The following is a 19106-nucleotide window of genomic DNA, read 5'->3' as shown; positions in this document are numbered from 1 at the left end:
GCGCGGCGATGAAAACGCGGCGGTCAAGATTCCTCTGCTCGGCAAAGCGCTGCGAAACGAGAATCGCCGCTGCCGCGCCACAGGTCGGCGGACAGGCCATCAGCCTCGTCATCCCCGCCTCGGCGAAGATCAATGGTGACGCCAATACCTCTTCCTCGCTCACCACCTGACGCAGCAGCGCCGTCGGATTGTGCGCGGCATGCCGGCTGGCCTTTGCCCGCACCCGGGCGAAAAGATGCGGCGTGACGCCGTGACGCTCCATGTACTCCTTGCCGGCACCGCCGAAGTAGCGCAGCGCCAGCGGAACCGGGTAGGGAGCGATGTCGGCGCACAGCTCGTCGAAACGGGAAAAGGGCGAAGGTCGGTCACTCCAGTGCTCGGTCAGCGCCCCCGGGCGCATCTGTTCAAAGCCCAGCGCCAGCACGCAATCGAGCGCGCCAGACTCGACCAGTTGGCGCGCCAGGAAAAGAGCCGTCGATCCGGTCGAGCAGTTGTTGTTCACATTGACGATCGGAATACCGGTCATGCCGACACCGTACAGCGCGCGCTGTCCCGAGGTGGAGTCGCCGTACACGTAGCCGACGACCGCCTGCTGCACCGCCTCGTAGGGCAACCCTGCATCGTGCAGAGCTTTTCTGGTTGCTGCCGCGGCCATCAGGTCGTAGCTCTCGGTCGCCCCGGGCTTGCCGAACGGCAGCGTCCCGACCCCGGCGACAAACGCCTTGCCATCCATCACTTCGTACTCCTGATCCGGTTGCCTTGCGTGGCCGGCCAAGTCGTCAGGGCAATTGCCGAGCGAGAATGATTCGCGGGAACGCCGCCCGCAAACTGCTCCCCGCCGAGCGCGCGGCAGCGACTCCGGTCGATCGGCGATGGCCGCCCGCTTACTGCGGCGCCGTCCCCCGCAGGACCGCCAGGCGGTTGGCGATCTGCATCGACCACTTGTCGAACGCGTCGCGCGCGTAGGACCAGCTCTGGAACGAACTCATGTAGCCCTTGACCCAGGTGTCGGTAGCCCCGGCTGCACCGGCATCGACGTCAGCCGCGTACTTGCGGCCGATCTGCGCATCTGCACACTCGCCGAGAACGACGTTGCTGGCACCGTCGAGAAACTGGATTTCGACACCGGTCTCGCCGAGATACGGCGTCGAACCGGCGGGCCGCCCGGACGCAGGACCGGAAGCCGCCTCGGCGACGAAGCCGTAGGGAATCGCCGTGCCGGCCAGGCTCCGGCTGACCTGTGTCGGCACCAGATTGGTCAGCGCGATGCGCAGCACGATCACGCCGGGCCCGGCCTGATCGACCACCTGCATCTGCGGCTTCAAAGACTTGACCAGCGCGTTGTGGAAGTAATCGACCAGCGCCTTGAGGTCGGACGGATCGACCGCCTCCTGCTGATCGGTCTTGAGGCTGACCACGATGCGCGTGATCATCACCTTGCTGTAGCGCTTCATGTCGAGGTTGGGCTGCCGCCAGCACATCGCACCGTCAGCACCCGGAGCGGGGGCCAGCCGGTTATAGTCCGAAAGGAAACCGCTGCGCGTGATTCGCAGCGGATCGCTGACGGTGACGTTTGACGACGGACCAATCAGGTCGGCACAGCCGGCGAGCAGGAGCAGCGCAGCACTGGCGGCGAGCCGGGTAGCCGCGCGCTTTGGTACTTGTCGGCATGCGCCGGACACCCGCGTGCACTCGTCGGTAAAGGTCTCTTTCTTCGTCGCAGTCATCATTGCATCTCCATTGGTCCAAGGGTCTATTGTACCGCGTCAGGAAGGCCGTGCCTGTCCGTGGGCGCTGCGGTTCGGTTTCGCCTGGCCACCCGTCGACCTGCGCGCGGCAAGTCCCCTGCTGCCTGCCGTCCGTTCGGATGCGCCGTCCACGGATCCGGAATGCCGTCCTGGCGGAGGCCGCCAGGACGGCATTCCGGACACTCAGATGCGCACGCAGACCTTGCCGAAATGACTGCCACTGGCAAGGTAGTCGAGCGCTTCGTGCAGGGCGTCGAAGGGAAACACCCGATCGACCACCGGCCGCATACCATGCCGAGCAATGGCCGCGCTCATCGCCAGGAAGTCGTCGCGGCTGCCCACGGTAACGCCCTGCAGACGCACATGGCGCGTGACGACGAGGCCGAGGGGTGCATCCATGCGTCCGCCGGAAAGCACGCCAATCAGGCTGATCGTCCCGCCCGGTCGAATCGCACGCAACGACTGGCCAAGGGTGTTTTCGCCGCCGACTTCGATAATGTGATCCACGCCCTCGCCGCCGGCGATTTCTCGTGCGCGGCGACCCCACTCGGCAAGCGTCCGGTAATTGATCGTGGCGTCCGCGCCGAGCGCGCGGGCGCGCGCAAGCTTGGCGTCACTCGACGACGTGACGATCACCTGACAGCCGGCGAGCTTGGCAAACTGCAAGGCGAACAGCGATACGCCGCCAGTGCCCTGCACCAGCACCGTGTCCCCCGGACAAACGCTTCCTTCGCCAAGCAGCGCCCGCCACGCCGTCACTGCCGCAGTCGGCAAGGTCGCTGCCTGAAAGTCGTCGAGATGCTCGGGGACCCGCGCGACACCGCTCTCGGGAAAAACCCGATAGTCCGCCATCGTTCCGTCGGTCTCGCAGCCCAGGCTCCGACTCAGGCGCTCGGCGTTTGCCGGGCCACCCGGCCAGGACTGGAAAAACAGCGGGCAGACGCGATCTCCGAGGGCAATCGTGCGCACCCCGGGGCCGACCGCATCGACGATGCCGACACCATCGGAGAGCATGATCAGCGGCAACGCCTGCATCCGCGAACCGTAGCCGCGCTGCGGCACGAGAAGATCGCGGTAATTGAGGGCAGCCGCGCGCATCGCCACCCGCACCTCGCCTGCGCCTGGCTGTGGATCGGGACGACTGGACATACGCAGGTGCTCGCGGTTCCATTCGCCTTCCACCTGGAATACTTTCATGAGACCCCCTCGCGCCCATTTGGCTTCGCGACAACGACCCGGGGACAATCCCGCAGCCGCTCGCGTGGGTATTGTACACGCCGTACAAACGGGACCGATTACTTTCGGCCGACCAGCCAGACCCCCGTCAGCACCAGCGCGGCACCGCCCAATTGCGCCATCGACATCGGTTCGCCGAGCAGCCACCAGCCGAAAAAGATCGTCAGCATCGGACCGAGGGTGCCGATCAGCGCCGACTTGCCCGAGCCGATGCGGCGGATCGCCGCCGATTGCAGGAACACCGGCAACACGGTCGAAAAAATCGCCATCGCCACGCCATAGCCATAGATCGGCAGCGGCTGCAGCAGGGCGGACAGCGGTTGTCGGGCCAGGAAGTGGATCTGCGTCGCCAGTGTCGACACCAGCATCGCCAGCGCAGTAAACCGGGCCGCGCCGAGCCGCGTGATCGCCGGGCCGCTGCCCGCCAGATAGCAGGCGTAGCAGAGAGACGACCCGAAGACGAAAGCGGCGCCGATCAGCACACTGTTCAACTCGCCGGCCAGCCGCAGGTCGTGCGCAAAAGCCAGGCCAATGCCGGCGTAGGACAGCAGGAGCGCCGCGACCTCGCGCCGGCTGAGACGCTTGCCCAGGAACAGAACGCCGATCAGCAGCGTCAGCGTCGGATAGGTGAACAGGATCAGGCGTTCGAGTCCGGCCGAGATGTACTGCAGGCCGAGGAAATCGAGGATGCTGGCGCCGTAATAGCCGAGCAGTCCGAGCAGCACGATCATCGCCCAGTCGGCGCGCGTCAGCGCGGGCGCCGCCCGGCTTGCGACGAAGCCGACCCAGAGGAATGCCGGCAGCGCAAACACCATGCGCAGCGAGAGCAGCGTCACCGCATCGACCGGCGCTGTCGCGTACGCCAGCTTCACCAAGATCGCCTTGAATGAAAAACCGAGTGCCGCCAGCACCGCCAGGACGACGCCCAGGCGTTCCGCCGACCAGTCCTTCCAGGGCAGGACGAAGCGGAGAAGCGAGGCAAGGCGAGTGCTGCCCATGATCACGCGGCAGCAGCGATCGCCTGTTTGGCAGGGGCGCGATCGCCCTGCCCTTCCGGCTTGCCGATGAGGACTCCTTTCACGGAAGCGGCCATTCCTGCGGACCGGAGAAAAAGACCCGGACCGTGAAAACTTGCGCACTGGCCAAGGCCGCTTGCGACCTATGATTCTGCCGTCGCCCCGATTGACCACCGACGTGCGGTTTTCAACCGGGCAGAACGAACTGCTTGTCCAGCCGCCTTTGGCTGGCAAAAAAATGCTCCAACGACCTTCCGACAATCATTATCAAGGATACGGCAAAATGCCAACGATCAACGTTCGGACCTTCTTTCCGCTGGCCCCGGTCGGCGTCCTGGTGCTTGGACTCGGCTGCTTGAGCCCCTTGGCGCACGCTGGCCTCACGATCAATTCTGTGGTCGGTGGCGTACCGAGTGGAGCCGCCAGCTACGTCAATTTCGATGATCTCCCGCTGGGAAGCGCAGGCGGAAGCAGCGCGGGGATCGCGGTATCCTTCACCGGTACCGGCCGGACGGTCCAGGGAAGCCTGGCTGGCCAATATGCGGCGCCCTATCTCTCGAATCATAATGGCGCCCAGTTCGGCAACGCCGACGGTCTCGACGCCACGCCCTACCTCAGCACCGGCATCGGTACGGTGATCATGCGGCTGCCCGGCGCCGAGAAGTATTTCGGTCTGCTCTGGGGTTCGGTCGACACCTATAACACGCTGGAATTCTTCGACGCGAACGACGTGTCCTTAGGAACCATCACTGGCAGTCAAGTTGCCGCCGTCGCCAACGGAAACCAGGGAGCGAGCGGCACCTATTATGTGAACATCGACTCGACGACTGCCTTCAACAAGGTCGTGGCAAGAAGCAGCAGCTACGCCTTCGAGTTCGACAACGTGGCCTTCAACGTCACCGAACTCAGCGTTCCGGAGCCGGAATCGGCAGCGCTGTTGGCGATGGGCCTTGGCGGCCTGTGCTTCGCCAGACGCAGACGCGCCGCGTGATGCACACCGCCGGCGAGCGTTCGCCGGCGAGACGGGAACGTTCGGGATCGACGCCAGGAGCACAAAACGCGCCGCAGCGGCGCAGCGCTCACTGCGCGACGAGCCGGCGAAGGATGGGATCGAGCGTCGGTTCGTCGAAGCGGCCCAGCCGACCACCCGCGATCCGGCCGTCGCGGTCGATCACCAGCGTGTAGGGCAGTCCCTTGATCTGCAGGTCCGGCGCCTGCGTGCCGGCGGCATCGCCGACCAGTAGCGGGTAGGCCACCGGTGTGGTCCTGACGAACTTTCGCAGGTTCTCCACTTCATCGACACCGATGCCGATGAACTGGACTCCCTTCGTCGCATACTGCTGCTGCAGGCGCGAAAAAGCCGGCATTTCCTCGACGCACGGCGCGCACCAGCTGGCCCAGTAGTTGACCACCAGCACCTTGCCGCGCCACTGCGCGAGCGCCTGCGGACGCCCGTCGAGATCGGGCAGCGTCAGCCGCAGGACGGCATCTGCCTGCGTCTGGTCCGGCTGCACCTGTTGCGACGAGATCAGGCCAGGCGGAATGCCGCCCGGCAAACGGTTCCGTTCGAGCAGTCGATAGCCCAGCCAGCCGATGCTGGCCAGCGTCGCCATTCCCGCAACGACCGCCGCGGCAAGCGCGTATTGCCGTTTCATTGCGCGGCCCGCCGCGCCATCGCCCGCAGGCAGACGACGACGAACAGCAAACCGCCGACCACCGCGATCAGGCCGCCAATCCCCATCATTCCCATGCCGATCTTCTGCGGCAGCGTGGTCAGCATCTGGTCCGCGCCGGCCACCTTGCGCTGCACGCCATAGCCGCCCGACCACGCCAGCCCGAGCACGTGGATCAGCTGCCCAGCGCCATAGACGTAGGGTTGCCAGATCGCCATCCGACCCTCGGGCCGGCCGAAGCCGAGCGCCGGCAGCAGCACGTAGGCAAGGCCCATGAAGGCGAGCGTGACGCCGACAGTGGACCCGTGGTAGTGGGCGGGAATGACGACGTTCACTCCCTCGATCAGGTAACCCAGCACGCCGCCCAGCGCAAACAGGACAAACGAGGCGACGAAGGCCGACCTGGCGGGATCCGGCCCCAGCGTGCGCGAACCCCAGAGCGACAGGGTAGCGAGCAGAATCAGCGGACCCATGTAGGGATGTCCCCAGAGCATCAGCTTGGCGAACAGTTCCATATGCGGCAACGAACCAGCCGGAACCAGCAGATAGATCGCCGGTACGGCCAGCAGCGGCAGCGCGCCGATCACGAACAGCACCGACACCGCGCGTGCCGAGGTAGGCGCCGGACGACCCAACTGCGCCGCGATCCATAGCCACGCGACGACCATCAACAGCGCGTGCTGGAACTGCAGCGCGTGCCCGCCACCCCAGAACAGCACTTCGTAATAAATCATGCCCTCGATCCGGGGCACCTGCCACCAGGAAGCAAGGAAAGCGGCGAGCGACAGAAAGGCCGCGACCGCACCAAGGAAGGCACCGAGGCGCAGGGGCTCGGCGAGTCGCGGCCAGGTGGTAAGCAGTGCGCGCAGAACGGTGAGGCCGAGGCCTGCCCCGAAAATCCAGATCGACGCGAAGAACAGCGGCTGCTGAAGTACCGGGATGTAGTTGTTGAGCAGCGGTTCGGCATCGGGAAAAAACGGGGAAACCCCCATCACCGCGGTTCCCAGCGCCGCCAGGCCGAAACCACTCCAGCCCAGCCACGCCAGACCGGCATTGCCGACCGCCGACCAGATCACCGCAGCAAAGGCCATGAACCACACCGCCACCGAGAGATCGACATGCACCACCAGCGCCGCCCGGAACAGGTCCTTCAGCGGGAAGACATCCTGAATGCCGGGCGTACGCGACAACACCAGCAGCACCGCCAGCACACCCGAGCCGATCAGCGCCATCACTCCCAGCCACAGCCAGGCGCGCGCCAGGCGGGTCGGGGTTCCCGCAACGATCACCGGTACCCCAACCGCCGCCGATGCGTCGCCCATCAATTGTCGTTCCACTGCTGCCCCACACGAGAATAATCGAGCGAGTATAAGCCGAGATCGGGCATTTGCGCCGTCGAGCTGACGCGAGATATGATTCGAGCTCCGACAAAAACGAGGCACAACACGAGGAGGAGCAGATGACAAAACTCAAGATGGCGGACCCGCGAACGACTCGCGTTGCCGACCTCGCGCCCGGCCAGTACAACGATGGAACTCCACTGCACGACATCCAGTATCTGCAATGCAAGCTGATCCTGAAAACGGACGAATTCACCTCACCGAAGGGCTTCAAGAAGTATGGCAAGCTGGTCGCCCAGGCCGCCAAGGAGTGCGGAGTGGGCTTCGACGACTCGTCCGCCAAGGGAAGCAAGCCGGCGATCCGGGAAGTGCAGTTCATGGACACCGCGGACTTCCGGCTCTACAACAACGCCTTCATCCTGCGGCGGCGTGTTCAGTTCGAGGATGGTTTCCCGGTCGGGGAACCGGAAATCGTTTTCAAGTTTCGCCATCCCGACCAGCAGCGGGCGGCCGAAGTCGATGTGCGGCCGAACATTCCGGGAGACTACCGGATCAAGTTCAAGGCGGAGGCGCTACCGCTGAAGGACGCAGTCGGCGGCTATCGGCTCCTGTTTTCGCACAACGTGCAGTTTCCCCTGAGCCATGTACAGGACGAAGGAGACCGCAAGGCGATGACCTTCCTGTCGGACATTTTCCCGGCATTGCAGGGGTTGCAGCAGAACGAAGGCGAGCACGTCGAACTCGTCAACCAGACGATCGTCGAGGAAGTGCTGCAGGACCTGGGCTTCCTGGACTTTGGTAAAGGGGTCACGGCGAATACCAACGTTGCGCTGTGGCGCACGCGTGGCGAGCACTTGCCGCTGGTCGGCGAGTTTGCGTTCCAGGCGAAGTTCCAGAACCGCGCGCAGGTGCACGACAAGGCGCGGGAGCGTTGCGCGAAGTTCTTCATTCGCCTGCAGCAGATCGGCGCGGACTGGATCTATCTGGGCGTGACAAAGACCGGGATGGTCTACCGTTTGAAGGGCAATCCGCCGCAGGCACACGAGTAGCGTCGCGAAGCCAGAGGATCATGAGCAGCGCAACAGGTCCCGATGGGCTATGTAACCTCGCTCGAGGAAATCCTGTGGGGAGGCACGCTCGTCGCGATCACCATGGTGATACACGGTTGCGGCATGATTCTGACGCTGGACGCATGTGGGCTACTCGGTCATTCCAGCGACGAGACTCGTTCCTTCGCCCGGCGTTTTGGTGTATTGATCCTCGCGAGTTGGATGATCGTCCTCGTCCATCTCGTCGAGGTTACGGCCTGGGCGGCCTTTTTCGTCTGGCAGGAGGCAATGCCCGACGCCAGTACCGCTTACTTCTTCTCCCTGATGCAATACACGGCCGTCGGCAGTGGCTTCCAACTGCCGCTGCGTTGGCGCCTGCTCGAAGGCCTGCTGCCGATCGCCGGATTGATGACTTTTGCCTGGTCGACGGGAGTCTTGTTCACCCTGGCGCAGGACTTTCAGAGCCAGGAACTCAGGCGCATCCGGGAACGCCGCAAGGCACGTCAGGCGAAGGGGCGATCGCATCAGGACGAGGACACGGAGCAGTCGACTTGATCCTGCGGAGGGTAGCGTGAGCATCTTCGACCGCTTCCGGGAGGATGCGCGCGGCATCCATTACGCCGCAAACATCTTCATCGCGACGACCGTGCTCTGGATTCTGGTCGAGGAAGTCGCCGACGAGAACCCGATCTGGGCGATCAGCTCGATGGTCGCCACCAGCGACCCGATGATGAAGCAGGCGCTACTGAGCTTTCGTGGCCGCATCATCAACACCCTGCTGGGTTGCGCGACGGGCGTCGTTTTCCTCGCTCTTGGCCGCACCGCATGGAAGCTCCCGTTCGCGATGGCGGCGACGGTGCTGCTCTCGTCCTACGTGGTCAGGATGCCGACCATGTGGCGGCAGGCTCCCATTACTGCGGCGATCGTGATCGCCGGCGGCTTGGCGCATCACGACAAGTTGTCCGGATTCGAAGCAGGCCTGCACCGCGTTGCCGAAGTGCTGTTCGGTTGCGTGGTGGGCATTGCCGTGGCGTGGCTCCTGTCGAGAGTCTGGCCACTGCCGGAATCCGGCAGCACCGCCGGGAAATGAGCCCGCGGGCCGCCTGCCGTTCCTGCCGCTGCGTCGTGCACCACAGCAGTCCCGGCGAGTCCGGCAGACCCGTCCTGCCGTTATCGTGGCATCGTGCGTCGAATAGCGTACGTTCGGGAACAAGCTCGCCTCGTGCGTGGGAGCATGCGCGAAGAGAGCATTTGCGGGCCACCGGGAATCGGTCGCCAACCGGTTCGCTGACTTCTTGGGATGCCCGCGTTGGCCAGGATTCGGGACGCGCCATGTGCCCGGCGTGCGTTCCCCGAATTCGGCTCGCCGAGAGGGAAAGTGATGATCGGAAGCTGGTTTGCTGTTGTCGCCTCGATGGCGAGGCCTCTCGGATGGGCCGGCATTCTGGTCGTCACGACTGCTGCCGGGGTGTTGACACCGATCGTCGGCGCCGCGGCTCCCGCGCAAACGCGGCCAGCGCTGCGCGTGGCGACCTCGCCGATTGCCCCGTTCGTCCTCAAACAGGATGGACAATTGAGCGGATTCAGCATCGACCTGTGGGAGGCTCTCGCGAAAGAGCTCGCGGTCGATTTTTCCTGGATCGAGTTCACGAACGCCAACGAACTGCTGGCAGCGGTGGAACGTGGCGATGCCGACGTGGCCATTGCCGCAATCACGATGACTCCCGAGCGCGACAAGATCGTCGACTTTTCGCATCCATTCTTCGACTCCGGTTTGCAGATCATGGTCCGCACGCAGGAGGAAGAAGCCTTCCTGGCCACCCTGCAATCGATCGTGTCGCCGGCCGTGCGGCATTTCGTCGGCGCGGCGATCGCCATCCTCTTCGTGCTCGCGAACATCCTCTGGCTGATTGAGCGCCAAAACAACCCGCGCTTCCAGCAGGGTTACCTGAGAGGCGTTCTGGAAGGTCTCTGGGGCGTCACCCTGATCATCGCCACCGGAGAACACGGTGATCGCGACGCCCCCGGTGTCCTCAAGCGCTTGACCGTGGCCTGCATGTGGTTGCTAGGAGTTGTGCTCGTTGCCCAATTCACGGCGACGGTGACTTCCCTGCAAACGGTACACCAACTGCATTCGAACATTCGCGGGCCTGGCGATCTGCCTGGCAAGACGATTGCCACCAAGGCAGGAACCACGGTTGCCGACTACCTGGATCAGCTTCGCCTGCCGTATGTCGAATTGACCAGCGCCCAGCACGGATGCGAAATGCTCCTCAAAGGCCAGGTACAGGCGATCGTCTTCGACGCCCCGACGCTGCACTACTGGGTGAGCCGTTGCGGCCATGGCCGGCTCCAGGTCGTCGGCCCGCTCTTCCGGCTACAGAAATACGGCATTGCCGTCGCGGCCGGCAGCAGGCTTCGCAAGCAGATCAACGAGACCCTGCTGACGCTGTACGCGAATGGCACCTACGAGGAGATTTACCAAAAGTGGTTTGCAGAAACGAAGTAGCGTCCACGCAGATCCGCGGCCGGCAGCGACCGGCAAGGCCGCTGCGGCGGCGGCAGTCGGCCCCCGTCGTTGCTGCCGTCGGCGACGAATCGGGGAAATTGAAGGGGAGAGTGCGATGAGCGTACACGCTTCTCACCCGGAGATCATCAAGCGCCTGAAGCGCGCCGAAGGCCACCTGCGGACTGTCGTAACCATGCTGGAGACTGGCCGCACCTGCCTGGAAGTCGCCCAGCAACTGCAGGCGGTCGAGCGCGCCCTGGCCAGCGCCAAGAAGACTCTGGTACGTGACCATATCGACCACTGTCTCGAACACGCCGTGCGTGATGGTTCGCGCAGTGCCGACGAAACGATTCGCGAGTTCAAGGAACTCGCCAAGTACCTGTGAGCGCGGCGTCGCTTTGGCGCAGGCAAGACGCGAAGTCGGCGAAGGGATCGCGACCGAATCCGTCCAGGCTCTGCGGCCGGGCGAAGACGCTCGAGCCCGCCGCGCCTGTCGCGATCGCTCGCGCGCCTTGCCGCGAGGGCACCGCGTGACCCTGATCCGGGAATCCGGTCCGCGCCGCGGCCGTGGTGCGACCTGCAACCCCGACGGCCGTTTCGCGACGCGCAGCACGGAAGCGGCCGACGACGGCTGGGGCGAGCCGGATGCGGAGTCACGGCAATTGCCGACGATCGTCGTCGAGCAGGCGGCGCGATCGATCATTGCGCGCAACGATTCGCCTGATGTTCCCTTCGATCAATCCGTCAATCCCTACCAGGGCTGCGAGCACGGCTGTGTTTACTGCTATGCACGTCCCAGCCTCGCGTACCTGAATCTTTCTCCGGGTCTCGATTTCGAGACCCGGATTTTCGCCAAGACGAACGCGGCCGAACTGCTGCGCGAAGAACTCGCAGCCCGCGCTTACCGTTGCTCACCGATCGCTCTCGGGGCAAACACCGATCCCTATCAACCGGCCGAGCGACAGCTACGCATCACGCGCGCCGTGCTCGCGGTGCTCACCGATTGCCGGCACCCATTCACCATCACCACCAAGGGGGCACTGGTCGAACGGGATCTCGACCTGATCGCACCCGCGGCCGCGCAAGGGCTCGCTCGCGTCTTCATTTCGGTACCGCAACTCGACCCCCAGCTCGCCCGCCGACTCGAACCACGCGCCTCGGCACCGGCGCGGCGGATCGAAACCATTCGCCGACTGACGGCCGCCGGCGTACCGACCGGCGTGCTGGTGGCACCGCTGATTCCCTTCCTCAACGACCGCGAGCTCGAAGCGGTGCTTGCCGCGGCACGCCACGCCGGCGCGACGACGGCCGCGTTCATCGTCCTGCGCCTGCCGCATGAAGTGCGCGCGCTGTTTGCGGCGTGGTTGGGCGAGCACCACCCGCTCAGGCGCGAGCGGGTGCTGAACGCGATTCGCGAGATGCGCGGTGGCCGCGACAATGATCCGCGCTTCGTCAGCCGCATGACCGGTAGCGGCCCCCTGGCAGAACTGCTCGCCAGACGCTTCGCGCTCGCCTGTCGCAAGCTTGGCTTCGACGAGGTAAGGACGGAACTGCGCTGCGACCTCTTCCGGCCGCCGCATCGGCAAATGGAGCTGTTCTGAGCGGCACGCCCGCAGCGTTCCGGTGCGCACGGAGCATGGCCAGAAACGACGATCACGAGGAACGACGATTGCCTTGCGAAGGAGACGTTCGTCGCGCTATAGTGGCAGCGCGAATGGGAGAGTGCGGCACGACCGCCGCCGAAGGCGCAATCCACCCGGAAACGCTCAGGCAAATGGACCGTTCGTGATTTGAACTCTGGAGAGCGGCGCATGCCTCTGGCGAAGCGCCCACCGATGGGGCAGGCTGCGATGCACGATTGCGGCCGGACAATCTCTCAGGTACATGGACAGGGGGGTGAACTCGAGTCGAGTTCGCCCCTTTCTTGTTTCTGGAAGCCACCGCAATGAACTGCCCTCAGGAAATGCCGCGATGAAAAAGACAGTCCTCAATGAGAATCACCGCCGATACGGCGCCAGAATGGTCGATTTTGGCGGCTGGGAAATGCCCCTGCATTACGGTTCGCAGATCGAGGAGCACCACGCCGTGCGTCGCGACGCGGGCATGTTCGACGTCTCGCACATGTGCGCAGTCGATGTCGTTGGTGCCGACGCCGGCGCCTTTCTGCGGCGCCTGATCGCCAACAACATCGACCGTCTGCGAATCCCCGGCAAGGCACTCTACAGCGCCATGCTCAACCCCGACGGCGGGGTGATCGACGACCTGATCGTCTATTACCTCGACGACCACCGCTACCGGGTCGTGATCAACGCCGCTACCGCAGAAAAGGATTTGGCGTGGATGCAGAGCTGTCTCGCCGACTGGCGGCTGGCCACCGGCATCACGCCGCGCCGCGAGGGGCACTCTGCGCTGGCGATGATCGCCGTCCAGGGTCCGCACGCCCGCGCGAAGGTCTGGCAGGTGCTGCCGGAATGCCGCGCCGCCTGCGCCGCGCTGAAACCCTTCTTCTCGACGGTCGTCGGTGACCGTTTCATCGCCAGCACCGGCTACACCGGGGAGGACGGATACGAAATCACCCTGCCCGCCGAACAGGCCGAGGGTCTGTGGAACGCCCTGGCGACGGCCGGGGTGCGGCCCTGCGGCCTCGGAGCCCGCGACACCCTGCGCCTGGAGGCGGGGATGAACCTGTACGGCCAGGACATGGACGAGACCATTTCGCCGCTCGACGCGGGCCTGGCGTGGACCATCGATCTGCTGGCCGAACGCGATTTCGTCGGCAAGGCAGCGCTTCTCGCCAGGCCGCAGCAGCGACAGTTTCTCGGTCTCGTGCTGCTCGATCGCGGCGTGTTGCGCGCCCACCAGCAGGTACGCAGCGAACACGGCGACGGGAAAATCACCAGCGGCACCTTTTCCCCGACGATGCAGCAATCGATCGCTCTCGCCCGCCTGCCGCTCGCCGTGGCGATCGGCGACACCGTCGAAGTGGCGATCCGCGACAGGCTCCTCGCCGCCAGGGTGGTCAATCCCTGTTTCGTGCGGCACGGCAAGATTCTCGTCTGAACTTCAGCGACCGCTGCAAGACCTTAACCCACCCATCAGGAGAGGAAATGAACATCCCCGCCGACCTCAGATACACCAAGAGTCACGAATGGATCCGCGCCGACGCCGACGGCACGGTCACGATCGGGATCACCGACCATGCGCAGGAGTTGCTCGGCGATCTGGTCTTCGTCGAACTGCCGGAAGTCGGCAGCGAATTCGCAGCCGAACAGGAGGCCGCCGTCGTCGAATCGGTCAAGGCTGCCGCTGACGTCTATGCGCCGCTGGCGGGCACCGTCATCGAAGTCAATCAGGCTGCGGTCGACGCACCCGAACTGATCAATCAGGATGCCTACGGCGTCTGGCTGTTCCGGATGCGACCGGTCGCTGCCAGCGAACTGGACGCACTGCTCGACGCCGCTGCCTACGAGCGGATCGTCGAAGCCGCCTAGGCCAACCTTTACCGGAAGCGAGCATGGACGCCTCTATCCCCTCCCCGCCCCTCTCGGCGCTCGAGCAGCGCGATGCCTTCGTCGGCCGCCACATCGGACCCGCTGCCGGCGAAATCACCGCGATGCTGGCAGCAATCGGCGCCGACAGCCTCGAGCAACTCGTCGAGCAGACGGTGCCGGCGACGATTCGCCGCAAGGCGCCGCTGGCGCTTCCCGGCCCCCGCCCGGAAAGCGAAGCACTGGCCGCCTTGCGCGCTCTGGCGAGCGGCAATCGAATTCGCCATTCGCTCATCGGGATGGGGTATGCGGACACGCTGACGCCGCCGGTGATCCTGCGCAACGTGCTCGAAAATCCGGGCTGGTACACCGCCTACACGCCATACCAGGCGGAGATCGCGCAGGGCCGCCTGGAAGCGCTGCTCAACTACCAGCAGATGGTGATCGACCTGACCGGGCTCGAACTCGCCAACGCCTCGCTGCTCGACGAAGCCAGCGCAGCCGCGGAGGCGATGAGCATGGCGCGGCGGATCAGCAAGGCGAAGTCGAACCGCTTCTTCGTCGATGCCATGTGCTTTCCGCAGACGATCGACGTACTGCGCACGCGTGCCGCCTACTTCGGCTTCGAACTCGTCTTCGGCGCGCCGGCCGACGCCGCGCAGCAGGAGGTCTTCGGCGCCCTCTTTCAGTATCCGAACGACCACGGCGAAATCACCGACCTCGGCGCTCCGATCGCTGCCGTCCGCTCGCGCGGCGGTGTCGTCGCCGTCGCCGCCGACCTGATGGCGCTGGTGCTGCTTCGCTCGCCCGGCGCAATGGGCGCCGACATCGCGCTCGGATCGGCGCAGCGCTTCGGCGTGCCGCTCGGTTTCGGTGGCCCGCACGCCGCCTTCTTCGCCACCCGCGACGAGCACAAGCGTGCCGTCGCCGGCCGCATCATCGGCGTCTCGGTGGATGGCCGCGGCAAGCGCGCCTTGCGCATGGCGCTGCAGACCCGCGAACAGCACATCCGTCGCGAGAAAGCCAATTCGAACATCTGCACCGCGCAGGTTCTGCTCGCCAACCTGGCCGGCATGTACGCCGTCTACCACGGGCCGCACGGTCTGCGCACGATCGCCAGCCGCATTCACCGCCTCGCCGCGCTGCTCGCCGAAGGTTTGCGGCAAGCCGGAATCGAGGTCGTCACCCGGCATTTCTTCGACACCCTGCGCATCGACCTGGGCAGCCGCGCGCCGGCGACCTACGCCGCCGCCCTCGATGCCGGCTACAACCTGCGCCAGGTCGGAACCGACATGCTCGGCATCGCGGTGAACGAAAGGACTTCGCGCGCCGACATCGCCCGTCTGTGCAAGCTGATCGCCGACCGCGAAATCGACCTCGACGCGCTCGACCAGCGGCTGCAACTGGCCGACCCGACGCTGCCGACGGAACTCTTGCGCGCGGACGCCGTCCTCGCTCATCCCGTCTTCCACAGCCACCACACCGAGCACGCGATGCTGCGCTACCTGAGGAAGCTGCAGAATCGCGATCTGGCGCTCGACCACTCGATGATCTCGCTCGGATCGTGCACCATGAAGCTCAATGCGACCAGCGAGATGATCCCGATCACCTGGCCGGAATTCACCGACATCCACCCGTTCGCGCCGCTCGATCAGGCACAGGGCTATCTGCAGATGATCGCCGAACTCGAGACCTGGCTGCGCGCGATCACCGGTTTCGACGCCATCTGCATGCAGCCGAACTCGGGAGCGCAGGGCGAATACGCCGGCCTGGTGGCGATCGCGCGCTATCACGCCAGTCGCGGCGAGGCGCAGCGCAAGGTCTGCCTGATCCCGAAATCGGCGCACGGCACCAATCCCGCCACCGCACAGATGTGCGGCATGCGCGTCGTCGTCGTCGACTGCGACGATGCGGGCAACATCGACGTCGCCGACCTCGCCGGCAAGGCCGAGCAACATGCCGCCAACCTCGCCTGCCTGATGATCACCTACCCGTCGACCCACGGCGTCTTCGAGGAAGCGGTGCAGGAAATCTGCGCCATCGTCCACCGGCACGGCGGCCAGGTGTACATGGACGGCGCCAACCTCAACGCGCAGGTCGGCCTGACCTCGCCGGCGCTGATCGGCGCCGACGTCAGCCACATGAATCTGCACAAGACCTTCTGCATCCCGCACGGCGGCGGCGGACCCGGGATGGGGCCGATCGGCGTCAGGGCGCACCTGGCGCCGTTCCTGCCGAACCACTGCGTGCAGCCGGTCAGTGGCCCGCACGTCGGCCAGAGCGCCGTCTCCGCAGCCCCCTGGGGATCGGCGTCGATCCTCCCGATCGCCTGGATGTACATTGCGATGATGGGCGGCAGCGGCCTCACCCGCGCCACCGAGGTCGCCATCCTCAACGCCAACTACGTCGCCAGTCGGCTGCGGCCGCATTACCCGGTGCTGTACACGGGCCGCAATGGCCGCGTCGCGCACGAGTGCATCCTCGACATCCGGCCGCTCAAGGCAGTCACCGGCATCTCCGAGATCGACATCGCCAAGCGCCTGATGGACTACGGCTTCCACGCGCCGACGGTCAGCTTCCCGGTCGCCGGAACGATGATGGTCGAACCGACCGAGTCCGAATCGCAAGCGGAACTCGACCGCTTCATCGCGGCGATGATCGGCATCCGCGAGGAAATCCGCCAGATCGAGCTCGGCCACTGGCCAGCCGACGACAATCCGCTGAAGCACGCCCCGCACACCCAGGCCGACCTTGTCGACGAACAGTGGAAGCGACCCTACACGCGCCAGGAAGCCGTCTTTCCGCTCCCCTACGTCGCCGAAAACAAGTTCTGGCCGAGCGTCAACCGGATCGACGACGTCTATGGCGACCGCCACCTGTTCTGCGCCTGTCCGCCGGTCGAGGAGAACGCGTCGTAGTTCCCCTGGCAAGCACCCTTTGCCAATTGCGCGCACAATGGCAGACGCTACCCGCCCACCCGCCGCCGGCCCGCCGGCACGGCCCGAATTGACGTTACGGAGGTCTCGATGATGTCGGTAAATGCCTATCTCTCCCGGCTGCAACTCGCTCCTGTCGCTGTGCACGACAAGGCACCTGCTCCCGCCGAACGCCTGCTGCGATCGGGCGCGGGCAGCGCGGACACCGCGCCAGCGCCGGCCGCGACGCCGATCGCCGAGGTGCGCGCCGCGGTCAACGTCGGCAGCCTGGTCAGCTTCGTCGATGGGCTTGACGCGCAGAGCAAGGATGACGTGCTCGATTCGCTGCAGCTCGCGCAGCGTGCCGCCAGCGGCGCCCACGACCGTTTCGCCGAGGTGCAGGTCTGGTACGAAAAATACCTCGAGGTACTGAATCAGGTCGGCTGGGTGACCGAGCAATTCGCCTTCGTCGCCGACCAGCAGAGCGAAGGCGAGCTGCGCATGGATCAGGCGGCGCTGGCGGTGATCATGGCGATCGCCACGCAGAACCAGCTCGCGATCCTGAAGGAGGCGGTCTCGGCGCTCGAATCGCTGGCCTCGACCGACCACACCATCAGCCTCTTCTCACAGATGAGCGCGCGCGAGGGCGCCGGCAACTTCCAGATGGGTGCGGCACAGCAGGCTGCCAACGGTGCCGTCAGTCTGGCGATGGGCGCGTTCCATTTCCAGTCGCAGGACCAGACGTCCAAAATCCTGTTCTTCAAGCGCGCGACCAAAGCGCTGCAGATCTGGAGCGCTGCGCAACGCATGACGTTCAACCCGGCCAGCTATGCCGACGTGCGCGCCCAGATCCGCGAAATGCTGGGGGAACAGCGGCGCCAGGCGATCGCAGCACTGAAGCTCGGCTGAGCGAGGGGCCGCCGCCGGACGACCGTCACGGGGGGGGTCGCGGCAACATCAGAACCAGGGGAGGTCAGCAACCATGCAGGCGACGATCACCGCCAGCGGCGACGGATTGCGTGCCCGTATTGATGGCGGCGGCGCCGCTGCCGAGTGGACGGCCGCTGCCGATGCGGCACAGGCATAGCTGCAGCAGTGGTGCCAACGCTACGACCAGGCTGCCGCCAGAGACGACGACAGCGAACTGCTCGCCATCGGCCGCGAGATGGCGCGCTGGCTCGATGGCTCGGGCTGGCTGCGCGCGTGGCTGAGCGAGAACGGTGCCCACCGCCTGATCCTGCAGGCACCCGACGCCAGCCACCGGCTGGGCCGGCTGCTGCACGACGCGCCGTGGGAATTGCTGGCCGATGCCGGTGCCGAGCCGGCTCACCTGGCGGCGGACGTCACCCAGCCCTTTGAAGTCGCCCGCCGCATCGGGCCGCCAGCTGCAGCGCGCAAGCCGCAATACCGCGACCTCTGCCTGCTGTTCCTGGCGGCGGCGCCAGCCGGGCAGAAGGCGCTCGACTTCGAAGCCGAGGAGGCGAGCATTCTGGAGGCCACCGCCCGCCTGCAGCAGTTGCACCTGACCGTCGAGGAAAGCGGTTCGCTCGACGGGCTGGCGCTGCGTCTGGGAGCCGGCGAAGACGCCTTGCCCGAGATCGTTCACCTCACCTGCCACGGTGCCGAAGCGGCGAACGGCGAGCCGGTTCTCCTGTTCGAGGATGCACGTGGCGAGCAACACGAGGTTTCTGCCGGCGAACTCGCCCGCACCCTCGCCGCCGCCGACGCCGACGGCGGCAAGGTCGTGCGGCTGGTCGTTCTGTCGGCCTGCGGGACCGCCGCCTGGACCTCGACCGACTCGGGCCACCGTACGTCCTTGGTGAGCGAGCTGATCCGCAGCGGCATCGACCAGGTGCTCGGTTGGGACGGTTCGGTGAACGACCAGGACGCCACCCGCTTTGCCGAAGCGTTCTATCGGGCCGTGACCGGCCGGCGCGACATGGTCGCCGCGGCGGCACTGGCACGGCAGAAATTGTTCGCCGAGCATCAGGAGGCACCGGCGCGGGGCCAGCACTGGCACATGGCGCGGGTCTACCTGGGCAAACACGGTGGACACCCCCTGTTGCTGGCGACGGGGGGGGGAACAAACGCCGCCTGCGCAGCGAGGCCGGGCAGGACCAGTTCCTCGACCG

17 protein-coding genes, 1 pseudogene and 2 riboswitches are annotated in these 19106 nt (G+C 65.6%); of the genes and pseudogenes, 12 read left to right on the top strand and 6 right to left on the bottom strand.

Translation table 11 applies throughout. The features are described from left to right. From NFV80_RS09305 to NFV80_RS09290, 4 genes and pseudogenes are all read right to left on the bottom strand, one after another. Positions 1–733 (bottom strand): annotated as a pseudogene (locus tag NFV80_RS09305) (lipid-transfer protein); the annotation flags it as partial. A 151-nt stretch (positions 734–884) separates the two neighbouring features. Next, the gene (locus tag NFV80_RS09300) at positions 885–1730 is read right to left on the bottom strand and encodes a DUF3313 domain-containing protein (protein ID WP_295327768.1); all 846 of its coding nucleotides are present in this window, start codon (positions 1728–1730) and stop codon (positions 885–887) included. 201 nt (positions 1731–1931) lie between these two features. After that, positions 1932–2945, bottom strand: coding sequence for an NAD(P)-dependent alcohol dehydrogenase (locus tag NFV80_RS09295; protein ID WP_295327766.1), 1014 nt, complete (start codon positions 2943–2945; stop codon positions 1932–1934). Between the two features lie 98 nt (positions 2946–3043). Further along, a complete protein-coding gene (locus NFV80_RS09290; RefSeq protein WP_296758479.1) occupies positions 3044–3943 on the bottom strand; it encodes a DMT family transporter in 900 nt (299 codons plus the stop codon). A gap of 340 nt (positions 3944–4283) precedes the next feature. Here NFV80_RS09290 and NFV80_RS09285 point away from each other — a divergent pair, with 340 nt between their 5' ends. Beyond that, on the top strand, positions 4284–4991 hold the full coding sequence (locus NFV80_RS09285) for a PEP-CTERM sorting domain-containing protein (RefSeq protein ID WP_295327764.1): 708 nt from the start codon (positions 4284–4286) through the stop codon (positions 4989–4991). 88 nt (positions 4992–5079) lie between these two features. Here NFV80_RS09285 and NFV80_RS09280 read toward each other — a convergent pair whose 3' ends face one another. Together NFV80_RS09280 and NFV80_RS09275 are read right to left on the bottom strand one after the other, a co-directional pair. Then, on the bottom strand, positions 5080–5655 hold the full coding sequence (locus NFV80_RS09280) for a TlpA disulfide reductase family protein (protein WP_296758477.1): 576 nt from the start codon (positions 5653–5655) through the stop codon (positions 5080–5082). Further along, positions 5652–6995: a cbb3-type cytochrome c oxidase subunit I gene (locus tag NFV80_RS09275; RefSeq protein WP_296758475.1), complete on the bottom strand. Its 1344-nt coding sequence runs from the start codon at positions 6993–6995 to the stop codon at positions 5652–5654. The genes NFV80_RS09280 and NFV80_RS09275 overlap by 4 nt, the downstream gene beginning before the upstream one ends. A gap of 137 nt (positions 6996–7132) precedes the next feature. Between NFV80_RS09275 and NFV80_RS09270 the strand changes: the two genes are divergently transcribed. The 11 genes from NFV80_RS09270 to NFV80_RS09220 form a co-directional block, all read left to right on the top strand. Continuing rightward, a complete protein-coding gene (locus NFV80_RS09270; protein ID WP_295327758.1) occupies positions 7133–8062 on the top strand; it encodes a hypothetical protein in 930 nt (309 codons plus the stop codon). A 42-nt stretch (positions 8063–8104) separates the two neighbouring features. Next, the gene (locus tag NFV80_RS09265; RefSeq protein ID WP_295327756.1) at positions 8105–8617 is read left to right on the top strand and encodes a hypothetical protein; all 513 of its coding nucleotides are present in this window, start codon (positions 8105–8107) and stop codon (positions 8615–8617) included. 16 nt (positions 8618–8633) lie between these two features. Further along, positions 8634–9152: an FUSC family protein gene (locus NFV80_RS09260; protein WP_295327755.1), complete on the top strand. Its 519-nt coding sequence runs from the start codon at positions 8634–8636 to the stop codon at positions 9150–9152. A gap of 291 nt (positions 9153–9443) precedes the next feature. Further along, complete coding sequence (locus tag NFV80_RS09255; protein ID WP_295327752.1) at positions 9444–10571, top strand: transporter substrate-binding domain-containing protein; 1128 nt, start codon at positions 9444–9446, stop codon at positions 10569–10571. Between the two features lie 115 nt (positions 10572–10686). Beyond that, complete coding sequence (locus tag NFV80_RS09250) at positions 10687–10956, top strand: metal-sensing transcriptional repressor (RefSeq protein ID WP_295327750.1); 270 nt, start codon at positions 10687–10689, stop codon at positions 10954–10956. A gap of 145 nt (positions 10957–11101) precedes the next feature. Next, positions 11102–12172, top strand: coding sequence for a PA0069 family radical SAM protein (locus NFV80_RS09245; RefSeq protein ID WP_366143426.1), 1071 nt, complete (start codon positions 11102–11104; stop codon positions 12170–12172). Positions 12173–12276: 104 nt separating this feature from the next. Next, positions 12277–12363: riboswitch (glycine riboswitch) on the top strand. Positions 12364–12366: 3 nt separating this feature from the next. Then, positions 12367–12465: riboswitch (glycine riboswitch) on the top strand. Positions 12466–12542: 77 nt separating this feature from the next. Continuing rightward, a complete protein-coding gene (gene gcvT, locus NFV80_RS09240; RefSeq protein ID WP_295327748.1) occupies positions 12543–13631 on the top strand; it encodes a glycine cleavage system aminomethyltransferase GcvT in 1089 nt (362 codons plus the stop codon). 47 nt (positions 13632–13678) lie between these two features. Next, complete coding sequence (gene gcvH / locus NFV80_RS09235) at positions 13679–14062, top strand: glycine cleavage system protein GcvH (protein WP_295327746.1); 384 nt, start codon at positions 13679–13681, stop codon at positions 14060–14062. A 23-nt stretch (positions 14063–14085) separates the two neighbouring features. After that, on the top strand, positions 14086–16977 hold the full coding sequence (gene gcvP, locus NFV80_RS09230) for an aminomethyl-transferring glycine dehydrogenase (protein WP_296758471.1): 2892 nt from the start codon (positions 14086–14088) through the stop codon (positions 16975–16977). Positions 16978–17085: 108 nt separating this feature from the next. Continuing rightward, positions 17086–17883, top strand: coding sequence for a hypothetical protein (locus NFV80_RS09225; RefSeq protein ID WP_296758469.1), 798 nt, complete (start codon positions 17086–17088; stop codon positions 17881–17883). 256 nt (positions 17884–18139) lie between these two features. Continuing rightward, positions 18140–19106: CHAT domain-containing protein (locus tag NFV80_RS09220; protein ID WP_296758467.1), on the top strand; the 967-nt coding region annotated here is incomplete at its 3' end.

It is taken from the genome of Accumulibacter sp. (assembly GCF_023806565.1).
Classification (GTDB): Bacteria; Pseudomonadota; Gammaproteobacteria; order Burkholderiales; family Rhodocyclaceae; genus Accumulibacter.
Note: the sequence above shows the minus strand (reverse complement) of the source record. Positions and strands in the feature narration are given on the sequence as shown.